Raw genomic sequence first — 19,283 nt, 5'->3', positions numbered from 1 at the left:
CGATTTTTTTGTTGGTTCGTTTACATCCCCCGTTGATTTCAGTGGGTATTTTTTTGTTGAGAAATTCAACGGGGGTCTTTCACTCACATTTCAAGATAAAAAGGGCAATGGACAATTGATAATTGATAATGATGAGGTTTTATTTACTCCCCTCTCCTGTGGGAGAGGGGTTGGGGGTGAGGGCAAAGCGTTTGAATGCCGACAATGAAAAAACCCTCAAACAATAGTAAGTGAATAATATGTTTTTAGTGCTTAAACAAAACGAACTAAACTAATGCGATAACGCTCTTTTTTAGTAACATTAATTTCACCAATTTCTAACCTACCTTTACCCCGAAAAGAAACCAAATCACCACTTTTCAAGTTATGGCTAGATTGAGTAATTTCCTTCCAATTTACTCTCACATCACCATTATTGATGGCATCGACCATTTTTGAGCGAGATAAACCAAAACCAAAAGATGCCACCGCATCTAGTCGTAAAGAAGCCTCAACGGTAGTCATTTCCTTCTTTTTCGGCTCTCTAACCTTCAATTCGGATAATGCGATTAACCTTGTTTTAACAGGCACTGAGCGCACTTGCCCAAGGGAAACCGTCAGGAAATCAACCATTTCTGGAGTTACTACCACTTGAGCGCCCCTCTCCCCTAGTACAAGAATATCACCTATTTTTTCACGAACAATTCCAGCGCCCAAAATCGCGCCTAAAAAATCTCGATGGGTAGCCGTATCGAATAAGAAGTTACCAGCAATATCCAGCGCCCTCACCGGCATCTCTGACACCTCGCAGGGGATTTCTTCTCGGTGGATTCCCACCCTTTGCCTTTCCGCTTGGGGAAAACCGCCCCAACAAATTATTTTTACTTCTGTCAGTTGGGCAAAAATTTGTTGTACTTCTACTAATACAGGAGGGGATAAAAAGTCAGTTACTACTAATTCCCATGTTTTGATAGCCTGATCCGCTTTATCTAATACCTTAGCAATTTCTTCTCGATTTTCAACTCTTTTTAAAATTTCTTCTCTTGGTAACATATTTACGAATTACGGTTTATGAATTATGAATTGTCCATTGTCCATTTTCAATTATCAATTATTCAATATTAGTGCAATGTAAGCTAAAATTTTGCTAACTGTTAAAGTAAAATCTCACTATTTCTCTAGGTTAGCTGTGCAAATTCCTTTAGACTACTACCGTATATTAGGTATTCCCCTCCAAGCTGAATCAGATTTGATTGTTTCTGCATACGAAGATCGTATCACGCAAATACCCCATGGTGAATACAGTGAGTACGGCATTAAATCTCGTCAAAATTTAATTACCCATGCTTATAACATTCTCAAAAACGAGAAAAGCCGTCAAGATTATGACGATAAAGTATTTCCTACTACCACAGAATCATTGTGGGATAGTGATAGTGAAGTGAGTATCAGTGAAGCGGTGAGTCTTCTCGATGGTGAAACGATTAATCCTACCATTGATGTGGAAAAGGATGAATTTATCGGCGCTTTGATGATGTTACAGGAATTGGGAGAATATGAGTTGGTGTCAACTTTGGCACAACCTTATGTAGAAGGAAAAGAAAAACTAACAGAAATTACTCAACAAACGGAAGTATTACCGAAAATTTGGCAAGATTTAATTTTGACGGTAGTCAATAGTAATTGGGAATTGGCACGAGAAAAGTGGCAACAGCAGGAATATGATGATGCTGACATTTATTTGGTTAAGGCTTATTCTTTGTTAGAGGAAGAAGATTGTTTACCATCATTAAGGCGGGAAATCAATGACAATCGCTGTAAATTACGCCCTTATCTCATTCTGCAACTACTTACTCAAGATACCAGTGAATTTCAACATCGGCGGAGGGCGCTGGATTTATTGTCACAAATGCTTGACGCTAGGGGTGGCATTGAGGGCAAAAATGATGATCAATCGGGCTTAAATACTGATGATTTTTTGCGTTTTATTCAACAAATTAGATCATATCTTAGCGCCCGAGAGCAACAAGAATTTTTTGCCACCGAAGCCCAGCGCCCTTCAAACATAGCTAAATATTTATCTATTAATGCTTTAATGGTAATGGGTTTTACGGAAAGAAAACCAGAATATATCCTTGAAGCCAAAAAACTCTTAATTCAATTAAATCATCATCAAGATGTTTGTATTGAGCAGTCAATTTGTGCGTTTTTATTAGGGGAAATTGCCCAAGCACAAGTATTTGTCAAACAGAGTAGAGAAGCAGAAAAACTTAATTTTGTTTTAGAAAAATCTGCCAATTCTTTAGATTTAGTACCGGGTTTACTTCTTTATACTGAGAAATGGTTTCAAGAGGAGCTTTCTGAACAATTTAAAAACTTAGATAAAGAGTCTTTTTCCGTACAATTATACTTTGAGGATGAACGTGTACAAAATTATTTAGAAAAAATTGCCCCCCCCGAAAGAGATTCTGATGGGGATGATATTACTTTAAAAAAAATAGCTTCTCAAGCCCTTCCTGATAGTTTGGATGATATTCCTGTTAATGTGGAGTATCCCAGCGCCCTTCGTGAAACAGAAAACCCCGTTGAGGAAACAACGATTCCCACTAATGATGACTCTGAGTTAGTTAATTTCAACTCCTTTTTGTCAGAAAATCTCGAAGCAGAAAAAACTATTATCCCTGATGTGGTTAATAACGATGATGATGAAATAGAAGTCGAAGACAAGAAAGAAAAATCGGGGTTAATTGTTAATGTTTCCCTGTCAATTTTAGTTTTGATTATCTTGGCTGTTTTAGTTAATGTCATTCTCAATAACTTTGCTTCCCTTGTTAATATCGGGCGCCGAGACAACAATCTTGAGCTATCATTAACAGAACCTCTCATTCAGTTACCCGAAGAAATTGTGGCGGAAGAGGCTATAGGCGCTGATAATCCGCTAACGGCGGAGGGCGCTGTTATCATCATCAATCAATGGCTAGAGGCAAAATCACAAGCGACGGGCGCTGAATACAACATATCAGCTTTAGAAAGCATCCTAGTCGATCCCCTGCTGTCAATTTGGCGTAACAATATCAGCGCCCTCAAAAATCAAAATGCTTACCGCCGTTACCAACATAACGTTACCATTGAAGGGGTTAACGTCAATCCTCAAAACCTAAATCAAGGTAATATTATTGCCAGAGTAAGGGAAAAATCAGAGTTTTTTAGTAACGGTAGATTGGATAATATTCGTTCTTACGATGAAGAAATTTTGGTAAAATATGAGTTAGTAAAAGTTAATAATAAGTGGTTAATTCGAAACACAGAAATTGTTAATAATTAGGGTTGCTGAATAAATTAAAAACCCCCAACCGGCGCCCTCCACCGTAGCTCATTTTTTCTGATATAATCGTTAGGTTGTATTTGCAAAAACGAAAAATCGCAGTGATTGAACGCTATACCCTCCCAGAAATGGGTGAAATTTGGACTGATAACTACCGCTTAAAAACATGGTTACAGGTAGAAATTGCCGTATGTGAAGCCCAAGCCCAATTAGGAAATATCCCCCCCGAAGCCGTAGAAGAAATTAAAGCTAAAGCCAATTTTGATGTTAACCGAGTCTTAGAAATTGAAGCGGAAGTGCGCCACGATGTCATCGCTTTTTTGACCAATGTTAACGAATATGTGGGAGATGCCGGGCGCTATATTCACTTAGGCATGACTAGCTCGGATATGCTAGATACTGCCCTCGCTTTGCAAATGGTCGCTAGTTTAAATCTCATTCTCGAAGCGGTGGAAGAAACTATCCAAGCGATTCGCTACCAAGCACAACAACACCGTTATACTATCATGGTGGGTCGTTCTCACGGTATCCATGGTGAGCCCATTACCTTCGGTTTTAAATTGGCAGGATGGTTGGCAGAAATGCGCCGTAACCGAGAGCGTTTGGTGAGATTACGTCAGGATGTCGCTGTAGGGCAGATTTCGGGCGCTGTGGGTACTTATGCCAATATCGATCCTCGCATTGAAGCCATCGCTTGTCAAATTTTAGGCTTAGAACCTGATACCGCTTCCACGCAGGTAATTTCCAGAGATCGTCATGCCGAGTTTGTGCAACAGATTGCGTTGGTGGGCGCTTCTTTAGAACGATTTGCTGTAGAAATCCGCAACCTTCAGCGCACGGATGTATTAGAAGTGGAAGAATATTTTTCTAAAGGTCAAAAAGGCTCATCTGCTATGCCTCACAAACGTAATCCCATTCGTAGTGAAAGAATTACGGGTATGGCGCGCATCATTCGAGGTAATGCAGTGGCAGCGCTGGAAAATGTTGCCCTATGGCATGAAAGAGATATTTCTCATAGTTCAGTAGAAAGGGTGATTTTACCTGATACTTGCATTTTGATTCATTTTATGCTCAAAGAAACCACTAATTTGATTCAAAATTTACTGGTTTATCCTGAAAATATGCTTCGTAACATGAATGTTTACGGAGGAGTTATTTTTTCTCAAAAAGTATTATTAGCATTGGTGGCAAAGGGTATGAGTCGAGAGGAAGCGTATCGTATTGTGCAGGAGTGCGCCCATCAAGCATGGAATACCACCGAAGGTAACTTCCGACAGTTGATTGAAAATCACAAGGACATCAAAGAAAATCTATCACCATCGGAAATAAATACTTGTTTTGATCCTAATCAGCATCTGAAGAATTTAGATCAAGTTTTTGAAAGACTAGGTATTTAGGAATTGATAATGGACAATGGATAATGGACAATTATGAGGTTTTATCTTAATGTGTCGTATCTATAAGCCAATACATATTTAATATCAAGTTCGCTGGATTAATTATAAATCAATTAAAAATAACGGCGTTGCTGATTTCAAAGATAATTTGTATTTAATACCGATCAGTAAATGATTAAATAACCAATATTTGAGATTATGAGATTTTTATTTTCATAGCTTAAATCAGCAACGCTAAAATAACCTTAGTTCAATTTATTGAACGTAAACTCATTAGCCGTGTAATTCATTACACGGTGGGTGTGGGGCGAAGTATAATCAGTATATTGGGCTTCTAGCCCGAATGTGGTAGAAATAGCGCCCTAATTTTTAGTAACCTCTAAGTAAATATGGTCAAGGTTGACAACTTGTTTGGTAACTGAGGTTAGGGTAAGCCCATCAAAACAGCGAATAATATTTTCTAAACTCATGGATTCAGGTAACAAAAATGCTAACTCACCAGCATAAAAACGATGACCAAAACCATGTTTTTTAGCCATCATAATTGCCTTTTCTTCATCATCAGTTTTTACCAAAATTATTTCTTGGGCTGGAACTAATTGACGTAACTGATCCAGCGCCCCTTCCGCTACAATTTTACCTTGTTTAAGAATACCAATACGGTCACACAATTTTTGGGCTTCATCTAGTAAGTGAGTGGTTAATAAAATTGTCATACCTTGACTTTTGAGATGAAGAATTAACTGCCAAATTTCATAACGAGCCTCAATGTCTAAGCCTGTAGTAGGCTCATCTAATATTAGCAATTTAGGGGAATGAACCAATGCCACAGCAATATTAATTCTCCTCTGCATTCCACCACTGAGATTTTCTACGGCATCAGCGCCCCTCGCCGAGAGATTAACCCCTTCTAAACTAGCATGAATAGCACTTTTTAATTGAGTGCCTTTAAGACCATAGATTTTACCAAAAAAGCTCAGATTTTCCAGACAACTTAACTGAGAATAAAGTAAATTTTCTTGAGGTGCTACCCCTAACCAATATTTTGATTTAAGAGATAGATTTTCTTGATTTATTTTAACAATACCATCATCATAATTTAACAAACCACAAATAATATTAATAGTGGTAGTTTTCCCTGCGCCATTAGCACCTAAAAGACCATAAATTTCACCTTCTTTGACTGTTAAATTTAGGTTATCTAAAACTCGATTACTACCGTAAAATTTAACTAAATTTTTGATCTCTAACATTTTGAAAATACTATCACAATCCTTTATGGGCTTTAATCATAATATTATCAGAAAAGAGAAAAGCCAAAAAAAAAGTAATTAGTCTTGCCAAAAAAAAGATAACTTTGCTATAATTGTTTAGTACGATTGGAGAGATGGCTGAGCGGTTGAAAGCGGCTTCCTGCTAAGAAGTTGTGGGGTTTATAGCTCCACCGAGGGTTCGAATCCCTCTCTCTCCGTATTTGCCAATACTTCTTAACCCCTCATAGGAGTTTTAAAAAAAACAAAATAATGAATACTATGGTGAGATGATAAAGCCTTATCATTACCCATTACCTAACTAGCTTAGAGTAGCATTGGAGCGATCATAATTCTTACGAGCTCTATAACTTGGTTTGCCTTGAATTTCATTCCAATGATCAGAAGAATGAATATCCATGCCGATTTCTTGGGCAACTCTGCCTAACATGGATTGTTGACGGTTTTTGATGGCATGATGATGACTCATCATCAAAATACGGGCTTGTGCTTTAGTATCCATAATTTTTTCTCCTAACTTTTTTCTACTAAGGGTTTGATGAATAATTCAGAAATGTTGATTCACAAGGATTAAAACCTAATACAAGCATCAAAAAATGTGCAAAATCACGCTTTTTTTTATTAAGTGCCGTTAAAATACAGGATTAGATATATTACACGGGAATAATAAAACTTTATAATTGTCAATTATCCATTACCATCACGACACCATTCTTTATTAATCCTTCCTTACCTATATTTAAACAAATATTCTGTATAAAATAATACATTTTGTTGTTTTGTTAACAAAAAATAACATTTGCAGTAGGTAAAAATGAGCGTAAAATGGTAATTCGGAAAGAGAAAGAAGAAAACCATTTTTTCTCATCAGTTTAAGGATGAATGATGGCACAAGCAAAATCTAAAATTTATCGACAAGTTAGAGTAATTGATCCGATTAGCGCCACAGATACCATAACGGATGTATGGGTGGAAGATGATGTCATTAAGGAGATAAACCCCAGTATCAGCGCCCCTCATCATAGCGAGATATTATCGGGGGAGGGTTTAATTTTAGCGCCCAGTTTAGCAGATATTTATAGCCGTAGTGGTGAACCGGGTTACGAGGAAAGAGAAACCCTAGAAAGTTTGAACAAAACGGCACAGGCAGGAGGTTTCAACCATAGCGCCCTCCTTCCTAATACTGATCCTGTCATGGATAATCCAGCAGTGGTGGCGTTAATTCGTTCTCGCAGTGCTGATTTTCCCACTCAATTTCACTGTTGGGGTGCTTTAACTCAAGGTAGGCAAGGCAAGATAATGGCGGAGTTGGGGGCGCTGGTATCCGCAGGAGTGGTGGGTTTCACCGATAATCGTGCATGGGACAATCTATTATTATTGCGCCGTTTGTTGGAATATGCGCGCCCCTTTAATTTACCTGTGGCTTTAGTGCCGAGTAATTTGCAGTTACGGGGGGAAGGAGTAATTAGAGAGGATCAAAATTCCCTCGCTTTGGGCTTAGAAGGTAATCCTGCCATTAGTGAAACCATCGCCATTGCCTCTTTAATGGAGTTAGGGGCGCTGACTCAAACTCCCATCCATTTAATGAGGATTTCCACCGCTAGGGGTGTAGAGTTGATCAAAAAAGCAAAAGAGGAAGGGTTAGCCATTACCGCCAGTGTGAATTGGCATCATCTCATTTTAAATAGTCAGGCAGTGGCAAGTTATAATCCTAATTTGAGGTTAGAGCCTCCTTTAGGTTCGGAAATGGATCGTTTAGCCTTAGTGGAGGGTATAAAAACGGGAGTTATTGATATGATTGCAGTGGATCATACTCCTTATACCTACGAGGAAAAAACTGTAGCTTTTGCCGAAGCGCCCTCCGGTGCGATTGGTTACGAACTGATTTTACCTTTATTGTGGCACAATTTAATTATGACAAAGCAGTTATCTCCAGTGCAGTTGTGGAGGGCGCTTAGTTTGAAACCTCTGGAATTTCTTAGGCAGAATTTTATACCTATTCAGGAAGGCAAAAAAGCAGAATTTATCATTTTTGATCCATTAAAAGAATGGCAAGTTATTCCCTCTCAACTACAATCAAAATCTTATAACACTTACGGGCTAAATCAAAAAATTCAAGGGCGAATAGTTAAGGTTTGATCGAAATTGACAAAAATCAAACAAATCCTCCCATGAATCAGGTTAACTTAGAACTGTTATTGTATATATCGTTAAGGTCAAATTTATTTAATCTTGAAAAGAGGGCTAATGATAAGCTATTCATATAATAAATAAACCAGCGCTCTTCACCGCATATTAAAATTATTCATTATTAACTCTTAATTAAATTATGTTTTCCTTTCGACCAAAATTTCCCAAAAAAGAATCTATACCCGTCACCCTGAAACCACCACCGCAAAGACCAATAAAACCAGTTAGAATACCACGCCATTTCCTGAAAAATAGTATTATTACTTATTCCCAAAGAGACATTCAAAGGGAAATTAAAAAATATCCCGGCTTACTAAAAACTCTTAGCCATGCCTATCAATATCAAATTATTATGACAGGAGAAAATGAGCAAAAAGAGTATTGGTTTTGTCGAGATTTAGGTTCAACCATGCCATTATTAAAATATCTTAATGAGCAAAATTGGCAAGTTGATTGGCAAGAAAAACCTTTTATACTCTAAATATTTATGAATCAAACTATAGTTGTAAAAATTGGCACATCTAGCCTCACCAATGCCGAAAATGGTAGTCTAGCACTTTCTACTATTGCCACTTTAGTCGAAACTTTGACCAATTTAAGAAATGAAGGTTATAACGTTATTTTAGTATCTTCTGGAGCAGTAGGAGTAGGTTGTGGGCGTTTAAAATTGCCCGTGCGCCCTTCCCTGTTGCATCAAAAACAGGCGGTAGCGGCGGTGGGGCAAGGGCGCTTGATTCGTATTTATGATGATTTATTTAATCATTTTGGGCAACCCATCGCCCAAATTTTGCTCACCCGTCATGATTTAGGAGAACGTAGTAGTTATGTCAATGCTAGTAATACATTTCAAGCCTTATTGGATTTTGGGGTAATTCCCATTGTCAATGAAAATGATACTGTGGCCACGGAGGAGTTAAAATTCGGAGATAATGACACTCTATCGGCAATGGTGGCTAGTTTGGTGGGCGCTGATTGGTTATTTTTACTCACTGATGTAGATAAATTATACTCTGCCGATCCTCGTTTAGAACCTTCTGCCACTCCCATTGATTTAGTCGAAAGCGAAGAATTAGCCCAACTTGATGTTAGTGTCAGTGATAGCGCTTCTGGGTGGGGTACAGGTGGTATGATTACTAAGATTAGTGCGGCGCGTATTGCTACCAAAGCTGGTGTTACTACTGTTATTACCAATGGGGAAAAACCGCAAAATATCAAAGAAATTTTAGCAGGGGAATCTATCGGCACTCGTTTTCAACCCCAACCACGTCCAGAAAATGCCCGTAAACGTTGGTTAACCCATGGTTTAATTACAGAAGGTAAAATTATCCTCGATGATGGGGCGCGGAGGGCGCTGTGTGAACAAAATAAGTCTCTTTTGTCAGCTGGAATTATTGCGGTGGAAGGGGAGTTTAATTCAGCGGTAGCGGTGGATTTATACAGTCAAAATGGTGACAAATTTGGTCACGGTATTGTTAATTATAGTAGTTATGAGTTGAACTTGATCAAGGGTAAAAAGTCTCGAGAAATTAATCAAATTTTAGGGAAGGAGGGCGCTGAAACTGTTATCCATCGAGATAATTTAGTAATACAAAATTCTTAATTTCTAAGATAAACGTTAAATTTTTAAAAGAAAAAATAATATTATCATCATCTTTATGTGGTGGAGGGCGCTGGTTTTTATCTGAGTTGATTTTCTATCGTAATTTTTATTAAAAATCTCAAGGCTTAATTCACAGATTCAGATGAAGAAAATATTTTAGCTACATCAGCATCTAATTTGGGTTTGCGGAAAAAGTGGCGTCGTGAAGGGAGTGGTTAGTAAAAAGGTTTATAAATCAAAGGTTTTAGCATAATCATAGCTTCTTAAAAACTCCAAGTTTTTATCAATGATTGTTGAATTGTAACAAGAAAATACAGTATTCTTGGAGAAGAAATGCTATTTTTTGCACTTTTTTCTATGTAAATAATGATATAACGAAATACAGGTTTCGTTCCTTATCCTTTGTCCTTTTGACCTATTTTCTGGTAATATAGTGTTATTCTCACAATTCATATAGGATTGCTATAGCAACAAATGGGCTATGTCAAGAGAGCAAAAAAATCTACCTCCAGTAACGGATATAGAAATTGATCCTAGTTTAAGGGCAACTACTGAGAAATGGTTTGAGTATGCCATTAAAGTTCATCCTCATCATACCGATTATGCTGGAATTGTCTGGCATGGTAACTATATCCAATGGATGGAAGAGGCGAGAATCGAATATTTAAACACTATTGGTATTGATTATATTGACTTGGTGAAAGCTGGTTGTGAGTTGCCGGTGGTGGAGTTAAATTTACGTTACCATCAATCTTTGCAGATGGGAGAAAGTGCTTTTGTGAGGGTGAAAATGTGTAAAACAAAGGGGGTAAGGATACATTGGGATTATGAAATTGTTAGCCTTTCCTGTCACAAACTGTGTGTAAGTGGTAGAGTTACTTTGGTGGCTATTGATAGTAGTAAAGGCAAAATTATGCGCTCTCTTCCACCTGTGTTGCAAGATGCTTTAATTAAATTATGATGACATGGAAAATGCCTGTGTTAGGGGCGCTAATCTTTTTAATCTCAGGATTAACTAACTCAGAATCCAGCGCCCTCCCCCTCCCCGACATCGAAAAACGAGGTTATGTTATCGTTGGTGTTAATCCTCACCAGCGTCCGTTAACTTTCAGAGATAATACGGGAGAGTTACAAGGTTTAGAAATAGAGATAATCAAAAGATTAGTGGCAGAAATGAGAGGAGGGGCGCTGGGTGTGCAATTTGTGGAATTGAGCAATGAAGGGCGCTTGCAAGGGGTGATTGATGATAAGGTTGATTTAGCCATTGCAGGAGTTACCATCACTCCTTCTCGTTTAAGAGTGGTTAATTTTAGTTTACCTTATTATTTAGCGCACACCGCCATTATTACTCACCAAAATCACGGCACTTTAAAAGATAATGATAGTTTAGCGGTGATACAAGGATCAAGGGCAATTCCTCATCTCCGTTACCATTTACCAAATAATCGTTTAGTGGGTGTTGCTTCCTATCAAGAGGGTTTGCAGTTATTGCAACAAAAGAAAGTACAAGGTTTTGCTGGGGATAATACAATTTTAACGGGATGGCTGAAAGAAAACCCCCCATATCGGTTATTAGATTCAAATTACGGTGTTTATCCTTTAGCAATAGTAATGCCGAAGGGTTTAAAATATCAATCCCTCAGAGATGAGGTGAATCGTATTATTCGACAGCTAGAAGATGAAAAATGGTTGGAGAATCAAGCACAAAAATGGCAATTAATAGATAATTGATAAAAAGGGCAAAGGGCAAAGGGCAAAGGTAAATTTAAAGATAGCTTGGACTATCGTGTTTCTTTGCTCACAGTTTAAAAACGAGGTTTTAAACTCTTTATTCTTCGATAATTAATAATGGATAATTTAGTATTTACCCACCGATAACTCATAATTCATAACTCATAATTCATAACTCATAATTCATAACTCAGCAGAGTCTAAATTATTGACAATAAGGGGTAATATCTTCGCCAATATCGCTCAGAAAGCATAAAGCACGAAAACGCAACATCATCAAATCTTCATAAAAAGGATTGATTTTGCACAGAGGAGGAATGGTTAATAAGTGTTGATTAAAGATATAAATATCTCTAGCAAAAGGACATTGACTGGGTATCAAATTAACTATTCTTTTGGCAATTTGTTTCTCTCTAATTTCCCAATTATTTAATTTTTCTTTCATTCCTATTAAAGATTTATTCAATCCTTTTTTGATTATGGTGAAGGGCGCTGAAGCTATTTTTATCGCTGGATTAATATAATTTGTAGTTATCATAGTATTCACCACTTATTTATTTTGCTTAACTGTATCAAGTTTAACTATAAGTTAAGCAGATGACAAGATGTATTCAATATTAATTATCTTTATGAAAGATAAGAAAAATAAATAGGGGTTGCTGAAAAAGTGGTGTCATTGAGGTAGGGAAAAGAGAAGAGGGGAGAGGGAAAAGTCTCAAATACTTATATCAGGTTCGCTTAAACAGTTACAATTAAATATCTGCTGAAGACTCAAAATACAGACTTTGTTTTATAAGTGATTATCCGAACTTGATATTATAGACCAAAGACTTTAGCAACTTGGTTAGTTTTCATAAATTGCTATTTTGCAACAATCGTTTTTGATTAGGGTAGAGAAAAGAGGGCATTTTGTGAGAAAAAAGGCTGTTTTTGGCACTTTCTTAAGATTTTATTGTACTTAAAACCTTTGTTTTAAAAGGGTTTTGACTTATTCAGCAGACCCTATTTATAACTAATTATCCGAACTTGATATTACCCCTTGCCTATATACAATTAATTTTGGACGAGAACTTAATTGACAGTTATCAAGTCTTACTATCCTAATTTTGTACATTTAACCCGTTTATACAAATCGGTTAAACTAATTTCTACCTTAACTGATTCTAAAATTAACACATCTTCTTGACTGACTAACTCTGTTAACAACCATTGACGATTACCAACTTTGCGATACAACTCCACTCGATAATCTTCTTGATCAATCAAAATATACTCTTGTAATTCTGGAATAGTACGATAAAAAGCAAATTTTTGGTTCTTGTCAAATCCCTCTGTAGAAGCAGATAAAATTTCAGCAATTAAGCAAGGATTTGTCACTGCGGTTTCTTTCTCATTGGTAAAACAAGGCACACCTTTAACTACCATTACATCAGGATAAAAGTAATTATCAGAATCAGGTAAAGATAACCTCATATCACTAATAAAAATCTCATAACTTTGATCATTCATTTCTAAAGGTAATAGACGGCTGAAATTAACAGCCAAACGATTATGATTAGCACTAGCGCCCGCCACCTTAACAATCTCCCTCTCGATAAATTCATGTTTTTCCTGACTTGTTTCCTCTTGTGCGAGATACTCTGAAACTGTGATAGGTTTAGCAATCGTGGTTACCATATTTAACCTCTTTTTACAAATATTTTTCTCGAATTAGGACTTGAGTGTTAATATATTTCAGATTTTAAGGGCTTTAGCCCTTACTAAAAAACAATTTTTACAATTCCTTGTTTAACTCTAACCTAATTATCAGCAAAACGAGGAGTCATACAATAAGGACAATCCAGCCAATCTTGTTGCAATTCCGCCTCACAATTATGGCAAGTCAAAGAACTTTTACGCTTCGCCTTTAACTCCGACTCTAAGCCAGAATCGGTAAAAGTCACCCTTTCCACTTCCTCCAGAGTTGTCACCCCTTGGCGCACGAGATTTAAACTATACGCTAAAATTGTGGTCATGCCTTCCTCTACTGCCGCCTCCTTAATCCTGTCAGTAGTAGCTCCTTCGTTAATTAATTTTTGTAGCCTTTCGGTAATAATCATGAATTCATAAACCCCAGCACGTCCTTTATACCCACTACCCCCACATTTAGGGCATATCGTACCATGACTAACAGCCTGTTGTAAATCTTCCCCTTTTAAAGTTCGAGCCTTGTAAAAAGTGACTGACTGCTCGTTAGAAGCCATCATGCCAAAACGATTTAATTGTTCTTTCGTGGGTGTATAGGCTTCTCTACATTCCGAACAAACTCGGCGCATCAGCCTTTGTGCCAACACCCCCAACAAAGCCCCTGAAATCATAAAAGGTTCTACCCCCATCTCATCCAAACGGGCAATAGCACCGGGAGCATCATTAGTATGTAGAGTAGTTAAAACTAAGTGACCTGTCAAAGCAGCCTCAATAGCTGTTTTTGCCGTTTCAGCATCTCTAGTTTCCCCTACCAGAATAACATCAGGGTCTTGACGCATAAAAGCGCGTAGAATAGAAGCAAAGTTCATACCCTTTTCCCTGATTACCTGTACTTGCGTAATCCCTTCTAAGGCATATTCAATAGGGTCTTCCGCTGTGTTAATGTTAACGCCCGGTTCGTTTCTTTCCGCTAACACGGAGTATAAAGTTGTGGATTTACCTGATCCAGTAGGTCCTGTTACTAAAATTAGACCAAAAGGACGACTGGCAATATCCCTGACCTTTAAAAGGGTTTCTTCATCACTAATCAAAAAGTCTAAACCTAATTGAGTGGCAGAGTTATCGAGAATCCTTAAACAGACCTTTTCCCCATAACGACTGGGCAGACTATTAACCCGAAAATCCACATTGCGCCCTTGAAATACCCTTCTGATTTTGCCATCTTGAGGTAAACGGCGTTCGGAAATGTCTAACTCTGACATAATTTTAAATCTTGCCACCACAGCAGGGGTGATATGTTTTGGTAAGCGGAAAAACTCTTGTAATACTCCATCTTTACGCATTCTCACCCGCAGCATTTTCTCTTGGGGTTCAACGTGAATATCAGAAACACTCTCTTGTAGTCCTTTAATAAGAATTTTATTCACTAATTTGATAATCGGGGCTTGGTTTGCTTCATTTGATCCTAAATCAGCGTCATCACCCTCATCATCAGCTTCATCTAAGTCCGCATCTAAATCATCGATGACATCTCCCATGTCTGCCATCTTCTCCATTTCTTTCTGTTTTTTCTTTGCCTCCCGTTGTTTTTGCCTTTCTTGCTCTTCTTTATAGTAAATTACTAATAATTTTTCGTAATCTTCTTCGGTAATAACGATTCTTTGTAGCTCTAAACCTTTTGTGCGCACTAATTTTTTCACTTCATCCAGCGCCCTCAAATCATCAGGATCAACCATGGCGATCACCAAGACTGGGGGGTCTTGATTTAAACGACGTAAAGGTAATAATTTGAGACGACGACAAACAGTAATGGGGATAATTGACTCGATTAATTCGGTCATTTGTTCAGAGGCAATTTCCTCTGATTCAGGATCGACACAATCCACCCCATAAAGAATTTTTAGTTCAAAAAGATGATGTTTTTTATACTGCCGAACTAACTCAGGGGATAAAGCTCTACTGGTAATACCTTCTAATACTTTAACCAAGGGCTGTTTAGTTTTGCGCACTTCCACTAGAGCATTTTTTAACTGCTCTTTGTCGATATACCCTGATTGAATTAACTTATTGCCGAAGGGGTTGAAGTAGTCTGGACTAACTAGGGCAGTGTTTAGTTTCTCTTTTCTTTGTTGGCTGGAGAGGGGAGTTTGTGTCATCTTTCTATCTATGGCAGTATTAAGGGTGGAAAGGGAAGCAGAGGGAGAAGGGGAAGCAGAGGGAGAAGGGGAAGCAGAGGGAGAAGGGGAGATTATAATTAATAATTCATTCTACCTTTGCCCTTTGCCCTTTGCCCCTTGCCCTTTTGATTCATTAATTTAAAACCAATCATCATCATCCCAATCATTCTGAGAGGGTATATTACGCTTTTTACCTGCATTATAACCTCGTTCTTCTGGGTAGTTATCATAATTGCGACGGGGTGACGGGCGCTGGGGGGAAGATAATCCTCCTCCTTCTTGGTAATTCCTCACACTACTACCACTATAACTCCCTTGATTTTCCCTCGGCGCCCCTCCTCTACCTCCATAAGGGCTACTATCTCGGTAAACGTTACGACGATCTCTCACATTATAATCATCGTCATCATCTCCCACAAAGGTTTTCTTGATAGATTCAAAAAAGCCCTCTTCTTCATCCTTATATTGTAACCTCACCTCTCGATTTAGCTCATACAATACATCTTGTAAATCTGCTTGATTACGGTCGATTTGACGATCATCATTTTTTTCTAAACTCTCTAAAATGGCACGACATAAAGACTCAATATCACGCCGATAAGGATTGGTAAATTGACTACCAAAATCAAGGGTAATTTCCCTCAAGCGTCTTTGGGCTTGATCCGTCAGCGCCCTTGCCTGATTGCGTTTTTCCACTTTTTCTCGCCGAGATCGGTCTTCCATGGCAAATTCATTGGCTTCTGCCATCATGCGTGTTACTTCCATTTGAGAAAGGGTAGAAGCTCCTTGAATAACCACGCTTTGCTCTCTCCCTGTGCTTTTATCCCTCGCCATCACCTGTAAAATACCATTAGTGTCAATATCGAAGGCGACTTGGATTTGAGGAACGCCCCGGGGCGCTGGGGGAATCCCTGTCAACTTAAACCGCCCCAAGGATTTATTATCCTCAGCCATTTCCCTTTCTCCTTGTACCACATGAATTTCTACCGAAGTTTGATTATTCTCTGAAGTCGAAAAAACATCCGAACGGCGCACGGGTATGGTGGTATTACGAGGTAATAACTTTTTAGTGACACCGCCAATGGTTTCCACACCGATACTTAAAGGGGTCACATCGAGCAGTAATAAATCTTTGACCTCTCCCCCCAAAATTCCTGCTTGAACCGCAGCGCCCACCGCCACAACCTCATCAGGGTTTACATTTTGATTAGGTTCTATGTCAATAAAACTGCGAACCAATTCCTGTACCATAGGAATACGGGTTGAACCGCCCACCAATACTACCTCATCAATTTGAGCCGGGCTTAAACCAGCGTCTTTTAAAGCGCGTTGAATCGGGCGCCGTAAACGGGAGACTAATTCCCCGCAAATTTCCTCAAATTTGGCACGATTGAGGCTAGTTTCAATATGTTTTGGACCTTCTTCCGTGGCAGTAATAAAAGGTAAATTAATTTCCGTATTACTCACCCCTGATAACTCAATTTTAGCTTTTTCTGCAGCCTCCGACAGACGCTGTAAAGAAGTGCGATCTCTTCTTAAATCAATACCTTCCGCTTCTAAAAATTGTTCTGCAAGGTAATTAACAATTTTATTATCAAAATCATTTCCCCCCAACTGGGTATCACCGCTGGTGGATTTTACCTCCAAAACTCCGTCACCCACTTCTAAAATAGATACATCAAAAGTACCTCCTCCCAAGTCAAAAACTAAAATTTTCTGGTTGCGTTGTTTCTCTAAGCCATAGGCAAGGGATGCCGCCGTTGGTTCATTAACAATCCTTAGTACATCTAAACCAGCGATTTTTCCGGCATTTTTGGTGGCTTGACGTTGAGCATCATTAAAATAAGCAGGTACAGTAATGACGGCGCCCGTCACCTCTTCCCCTAAATATCTCTCCGCTTCTTCCGCTAATTTGCGTAAAATCATTGCCGATACTTCTTCGGGGGCAAATTCTTTCTTAATACGAGGGCAACGAATTTTGATATTATCAACTTCATCTCTGCGAATGGTATAAGGTACACGTTTTGATTGTTCTGTTAATTCACCGTAAGTGCGCCCCATAAAGCGTTTGATGCCATAATAGGTGTTTTGGGGGTTTAATACCGCTTGACGGCGTGCCATTTGCCCTACTACTAACTCACCATCTTTGTTAAAACCCACCACTGAGGGGGTGGTGCGACTACCTTCCGAGTTAGGAATTACAAGGGGTTTACCTCCTTCCATGACAGCTACTACTGAATTGGTTGTACCTAAGTCTATACCAACGACTCTTCCCATGGTTGATTTTTGCTCCAGTTGTGATTATCGCTTCTGCGCCCGTTAACGGCATTTATTATAATACTTTATCAAAATTTGGAATATTGAGATTATATATGCTTACAAAGTATGAAGAGCTATCTTAATCATAGTCTAAGCTGTCGTTATAATCTAAATCTACTCTTGCCCTTTGCTCTTTGCCCTTTTAACATACCCTAAATATTATGTTTGATCTCAAAAATGTTTTATTTGCTTTTGTAATTGTCGGTTTATTGATCCTTATTGGTAGATTAATTAAACAAAAAATTCGTTGGATTCAAGAATTATATCTCCCTGAATCCGTTGTGGCTGGATTTTTAGCCCTGATATTGGGTAGTGAGGTGGTGGGCGCTGGAATTTCTGCTATTTTTGGCGAAAACGCGCCCCTCAGTCAAGGTTTATTTAATGAATCTATCCTCAACGTCTGGAAACAATCCCCCAGTGTATTTATTAACGTCGTCTTTGCTGCCCTGTTTTTAGGAGAATCAATACCAAAACCTCAAGATATTTGGCGCGCCGTCGCCCCTCAAGTGGTATTTGGGCAAACCCTTGCGTGGGGGCAATATGTGGTTGGTATAACCCTAACTTTACTAATTTTAGTACCATTTTTCGACATGAATCCCCTTGCTGGTAGTTTAATCGAAATTGCCTTTGAAGGAGGTCATGGTACAGCCGCAGGAATGGAACAAACTTTTATTGATTTGAATTTTCCTGAAGGGAAAGATTTAGCTCTTGGTTTAGCCACTGTGGGTATTGTTTCGGGTATTATTTCGGGAACTTATTTAGCAAATTGGGGCAGAAAAAAAGGTCATATTCAATCATTACAAAAAGAAGTACAAATTTTTAATGAGTATGATGGAATATCACCCCAAGAAATTACAGTGAACAAAGAAAAAGAAGAAAATTTAAGACTAAAAAGAATACAATTAACCGAAAATTTATTGATCGATCCTCTTTCTCTTAATTTTGGTTTTGTCGGTTTAGCCATTGGCATTGGCTGGTTAATTTTGGAAGGTTTAAAGTTAATTGAATCTCTTACTTGGGGAGTTACTGGGTTAAAAATTATGACCTACATTCCTCTTTTTCCCATGGCTTTAATCGGAGGAATAATTGTACAAATTATTTTAGAAAAACTAAATTTACCAGAATTAATTATTCCTAGTTTAATGAAAAATGTTTCCGGATTAGCCCTTGATATTGTGGTCATAACAGCTCTTGCTTCCATTTCATTACAAGTATTAGGTACAAATTTTATTCCATTTTTATTATTAAGTATAACGGGTATTGTGTGGAATATTTTTGGCTTTGTATATCTCGCTCCTCGCTTAATTCCTACTTTTTGGTTTGAGCGTGGTATTTGTGATATGGGTCAATCTATGGGGGTAACAGCTACGGGTATTTTATTATTAAGAATGGTTGATCCTAAGAACAAATCGGGCGCTTTTGAAAGTTTTGCTTATAAACAATTATTTTTTGAACCTATTGTAGGAGGAGGACTTTTCACAGCCACAGCGCCCGTCTTAATAGCCCAATTTGGCTCGATTAGTGTCTTAATTTTAACAGGAATTTTAACCACTTTTTGGTTAATAATTGGCTTTACATTATTTGCTAAAAAAGTTATTTAGTAGTTGA

At 38.1% G+C, this 19,283-nt stretch carries 16 protein-coding genes and 1 tRNA gene; 10 read left to right on the top strand and 7 right to left on the bottom strand.

From position 1 onward, the window contains the following. Positions 1-252: 252 nt before the first annotated feature. Positions 253-1,032 (bottom strand): photosystem II S4 domain protein, encoded by a 780-nt coding sequence (locus IGQ45_11045; GenBank protein ID MBF2057725.1) that lies wholly within the window; start codon positions 1,030-1,032, stop codon positions 253-255. 136 nt (positions 1,033-1,168) lie between these two features. On the opposite strand from IGQ45_11045, the gene IGQ45_11040 reads away from it, so the two are divergent. Together IGQ45_11040 and IGQ45_11035 are read left to right on the top strand one after the other, a co-directional pair. Continuing rightward, a complete protein-coding gene (locus IGQ45_11040; protein ID MBF2057724.1) occupies positions 1,169-3,304 on the top strand; it encodes a DUF4101 domain-containing protein in 2,136 nt (711 codons plus the stop codon). Positions 3,305-3,405: 101 nt separating this feature from the next. Continuing rightward, entirely contained in the window at positions 3,406-4,701 is a 1,296-nt protein-coding gene (locus tag IGQ45_11035) for an adenylosuccinate lyase (GenBank protein MBF2057723.1), read from the top strand. Between the two features lie 362 nt (positions 4,702-5,063). Here the strand turns inward: IGQ45_11035 and IGQ45_11030 are convergent, their stop codons facing one another. Further along, the gene (locus tag IGQ45_11030; GenBank protein ID MBF2057722.1) at positions 5,064-5,954 is read right to left on the bottom strand and encodes an ABC transporter ATP-binding protein; all 891 of its coding nucleotides are present in this window, start codon (positions 5,952-5,954) and stop codon (positions 5,064-5,066) included. 128 nt (positions 5,955-6,082) lie between these two features. On the opposite strand from IGQ45_11030, the gene IGQ45_11025 reads away from it, so the two are divergent. After that, a tRNA-Ser gene (locus tag IGQ45_11025) sits at positions 6,083-6,172 on the top strand. Positions 6,173-6,273: 101 nt separating this feature from the next. Here IGQ45_11025 and IGQ45_11020 read toward each other — a convergent pair. Next, entirely contained in the window at positions 6,274-6,474 is a 201-nt protein-coding gene (locus IGQ45_11020; protein ID MBF2057721.1) for a hypothetical protein, read from the bottom strand. A gap of 380 nt (positions 6,475-6,854) precedes the next feature. Here IGQ45_11020 and IGQ45_11015 point away from each other — a divergent pair, with 380 nt between their 5' ends. The 5 genes from IGQ45_11015 to IGQ45_10995 all read left to right on the top strand — a co-directional run bounded on the left by IGQ45_11015 (position 6,855) and on the right by IGQ45_10995 (position 11,493). After that, a complete protein-coding gene (locus IGQ45_11015; GenBank protein MBF2057720.1) occupies positions 6,855-8,111 on the top strand; it encodes a dihydroorotase in 1,257 nt (418 codons plus the stop codon). A gap of 190 nt (positions 8,112-8,301) precedes the next feature. After that, on the top strand, positions 8,302-8,643 hold the full coding sequence (locus IGQ45_11010) for a hypothetical protein (protein MBF2057719.1): 342 nt from the start codon (positions 8,302-8,304) through the stop codon (positions 8,641-8,643). Between the two features lie 6 nt (positions 8,644-8,649). Further along, on the top strand, positions 8,650-9,762 hold the full coding sequence (gene proB, locus IGQ45_11005; protein ID MBF2057718.1) for a glutamate 5-kinase: 1,113 nt from the start codon (positions 8,650-8,652) through the stop codon (positions 9,760-9,762). A gap of 481 nt (positions 9,763-10,243) precedes the next feature. Then, positions 10,244-10,723, top strand: coding sequence for an acyl-CoA thioesterase (locus tag IGQ45_11000; GenBank protein ID MBF2057717.1), 480 nt, complete (start codon positions 10,244-10,246; stop codon positions 10,721-10,723). Further along, a complete protein-coding gene (locus tag IGQ45_10995; protein MBF2057716.1) occupies positions 10,720-11,493 on the top strand; it encodes a transporter substrate-binding domain-containing protein in 774 nt (257 codons plus the stop codon). The genes IGQ45_11000 and IGQ45_10995 overlap by 4 nt, the downstream gene beginning before the upstream one ends. 205 nt (positions 11,494-11,698) lie before the next feature. On the opposite strand, the gene IGQ45_10990 is transcribed toward IGQ45_10995, so the two are convergent. The 3 genes from IGQ45_10990 to IGQ45_10980 all read right to left on the bottom strand — a co-directional run bounded on the left by IGQ45_10990 (position 11,699) and on the right by IGQ45_10980 (position 15,335). After that, the gene (locus IGQ45_10990) at positions 11,699-12,031 is read right to left on the bottom strand and encodes a Mo-dependent nitrogenase C-terminal domain-containing protein (protein MBF2057715.1); all 333 of its coding nucleotides are present in this window, start codon (positions 12,029-12,031) and stop codon (positions 11,699-11,701) included. A gap of 557 nt (positions 12,032-12,588) precedes the next feature. Further along, positions 12,589-13,170, bottom strand: coding sequence for a Uma2 family endonuclease (locus IGQ45_10985; GenBank protein ID MBF2057714.1), 582 nt, complete (start codon positions 13,168-13,170; stop codon positions 12,589-12,591). A gap of 122 nt (positions 13,171-13,292) precedes the next feature. After that, positions 13,293-15,335 (bottom strand): type II/IV secretion system protein, encoded by a 2,043-nt coding sequence (locus IGQ45_10980; GenBank protein ID MBF2057713.1) that lies wholly within the window; start codon positions 15,333-15,335, stop codon positions 13,293-13,295. Between the two features lie 10 nt (positions 15,336-15,345). Between IGQ45_10980 and IGQ45_10975 the strand changes: the two genes are divergently transcribed. Further along, a complete protein-coding gene (locus IGQ45_10975; protein ID MBF2057712.1) occupies positions 15,346-15,498 on the top strand; it encodes a hypothetical protein in 153 nt (50 codons plus the stop codon). Here the strand turns inward: IGQ45_10975 and dnaK are convergent. Further along, positions 15,495-17,633 (bottom strand): molecular chaperone DnaK, encoded by a 2,139-nt coding sequence (gene dnaK / locus IGQ45_10970; protein ID MBF2057711.1) that lies wholly within the window; start codon positions 17,631-17,633, stop codon positions 15,495-15,497. The two genes, IGQ45_10975 and dnaK, sit on opposite strands and share 4 nt — an antisense overlap. 203 nt (positions 17,634-17,836) lie before the next feature. Here dnaK and IGQ45_10965 point away from each other — a divergent pair, with 203 nt between their 5' ends. Beyond that, positions 17,837-19,276 carry a sodium:glutamate symporter gene (locus tag IGQ45_10965; protein ID MBF2057710.1) on the top strand — a complete coding sequence of 480 codons (1,440 nt, stop codon included), beginning with the start codon at positions 17,837-17,839 and terminating at the stop codon, positions 19,274-19,276. Positions 19,277-19,283: the final 7 nt, after the last annotated feature.

Source organism: Cyanobacterium sp. T60_A2020_053 (genome assembly GCA_015272165.1).
Lineage (GTDB): Bacteria > Cyanobacteriota > Cyanobacteriia > Cyanobacteriales > Cyanobacteriaceae > Cyanobacterium.
The sequence above is the reverse complement of the archived record's forward strand: the minus strand, read 5'-3'. Positions and strand labels throughout refer to the sequence as shown.

Bases quoted from the DNA above. Each gene is read 5' to 3' on its own strand.
- IGQ45_11045 (MBF2057725.1), bottom strand. From the start codon at position 1,032: ATGTTACCAAGAGAAGAAATTTTAAAAAGAGTTGAAAATCGAGAAGAA.
- IGQ45_11030 (MBF2057722.1), bottom strand. From the start codon at position 5,954: ATGTTAGAGATCAAAAATTTAGTTAAATTTTACGGTAGTAATCGAGTT.
- IGQ45_11020 (MBF2057721.1), bottom strand. From the start codon at position 6,474: ATGGATACTAAAGCACAAGCCCGTATTTTGATGATGAGTCATCATCAT.
- IGQ45_11015 (MBF2057720.1), top strand. From the start codon at position 6,855: ATGATGGCACAAGCAAAATCTAAAATTTATCGACAAGTTAGAGTAATT.
- IGQ45_11010 (MBF2057719.1), top strand. From the start codon at position 8,302: ATGTTTTCCTTTCGACCAAAATTTCCCAAAAAAGAATCTATACCCGTC.
- proB (MBF2057718.1), top strand. From the start codon at position 8,650: ATGAATCAAACTATAGTTGTAAAAATTGGCACATCTAGCCTCACCAAT.
- IGQ45_11000 (MBF2057717.1), top strand. From the start codon at position 10,244: ATGTCAAGAGAGCAAAAAAATCTACCTCCAGTAACGGATATAGAAATT.
- IGQ45_10995 (MBF2057716.1), top strand. From the start codon at position 10,720: ATGATGACATGGAAAATGCCTGTGTTAGGGGCGCTAATCTTTTTAATC.
- IGQ45_10990 (MBF2057715.1), bottom strand. From the start codon at position 12,031: ATGATAACTACAAATTATATTAATCCAGCGATAAAAATAGCTTCAGCG.
- IGQ45_10985 (MBF2057714.1), bottom strand. From the start codon at position 13,170: ATGGTAACCACGATTGCTAAACCTATCACAGTTTCAGAGTATCTCGCA.
- IGQ45_10980 (MBF2057713.1), bottom strand. From the start codon at position 15,335: ATGACACAAACTCCCCTCTCCAGCCAACAAAGAAAAGAGAAACTAAAC.
- IGQ45_10975 (MBF2057712.1), top strand. From the start codon at position 15,346: ATGGCAGTATTAAGGGTGGAAAGGGAAGCAGAGGGAGAAGGGGAAGCA.
- dnaK (MBF2057711.1), bottom strand. From the start codon at position 17,633: ATGGGAAGAGTCGTTGGTATAGACTTAGGTACAACCAATTCAGTAGTA.
- IGQ45_10965 (MBF2057710.1), top strand. From the start codon at position 17,837: ATGTTTGATCTCAAAAATGTTTTATTTGCTTTTGTAATTGTCGGTTTA.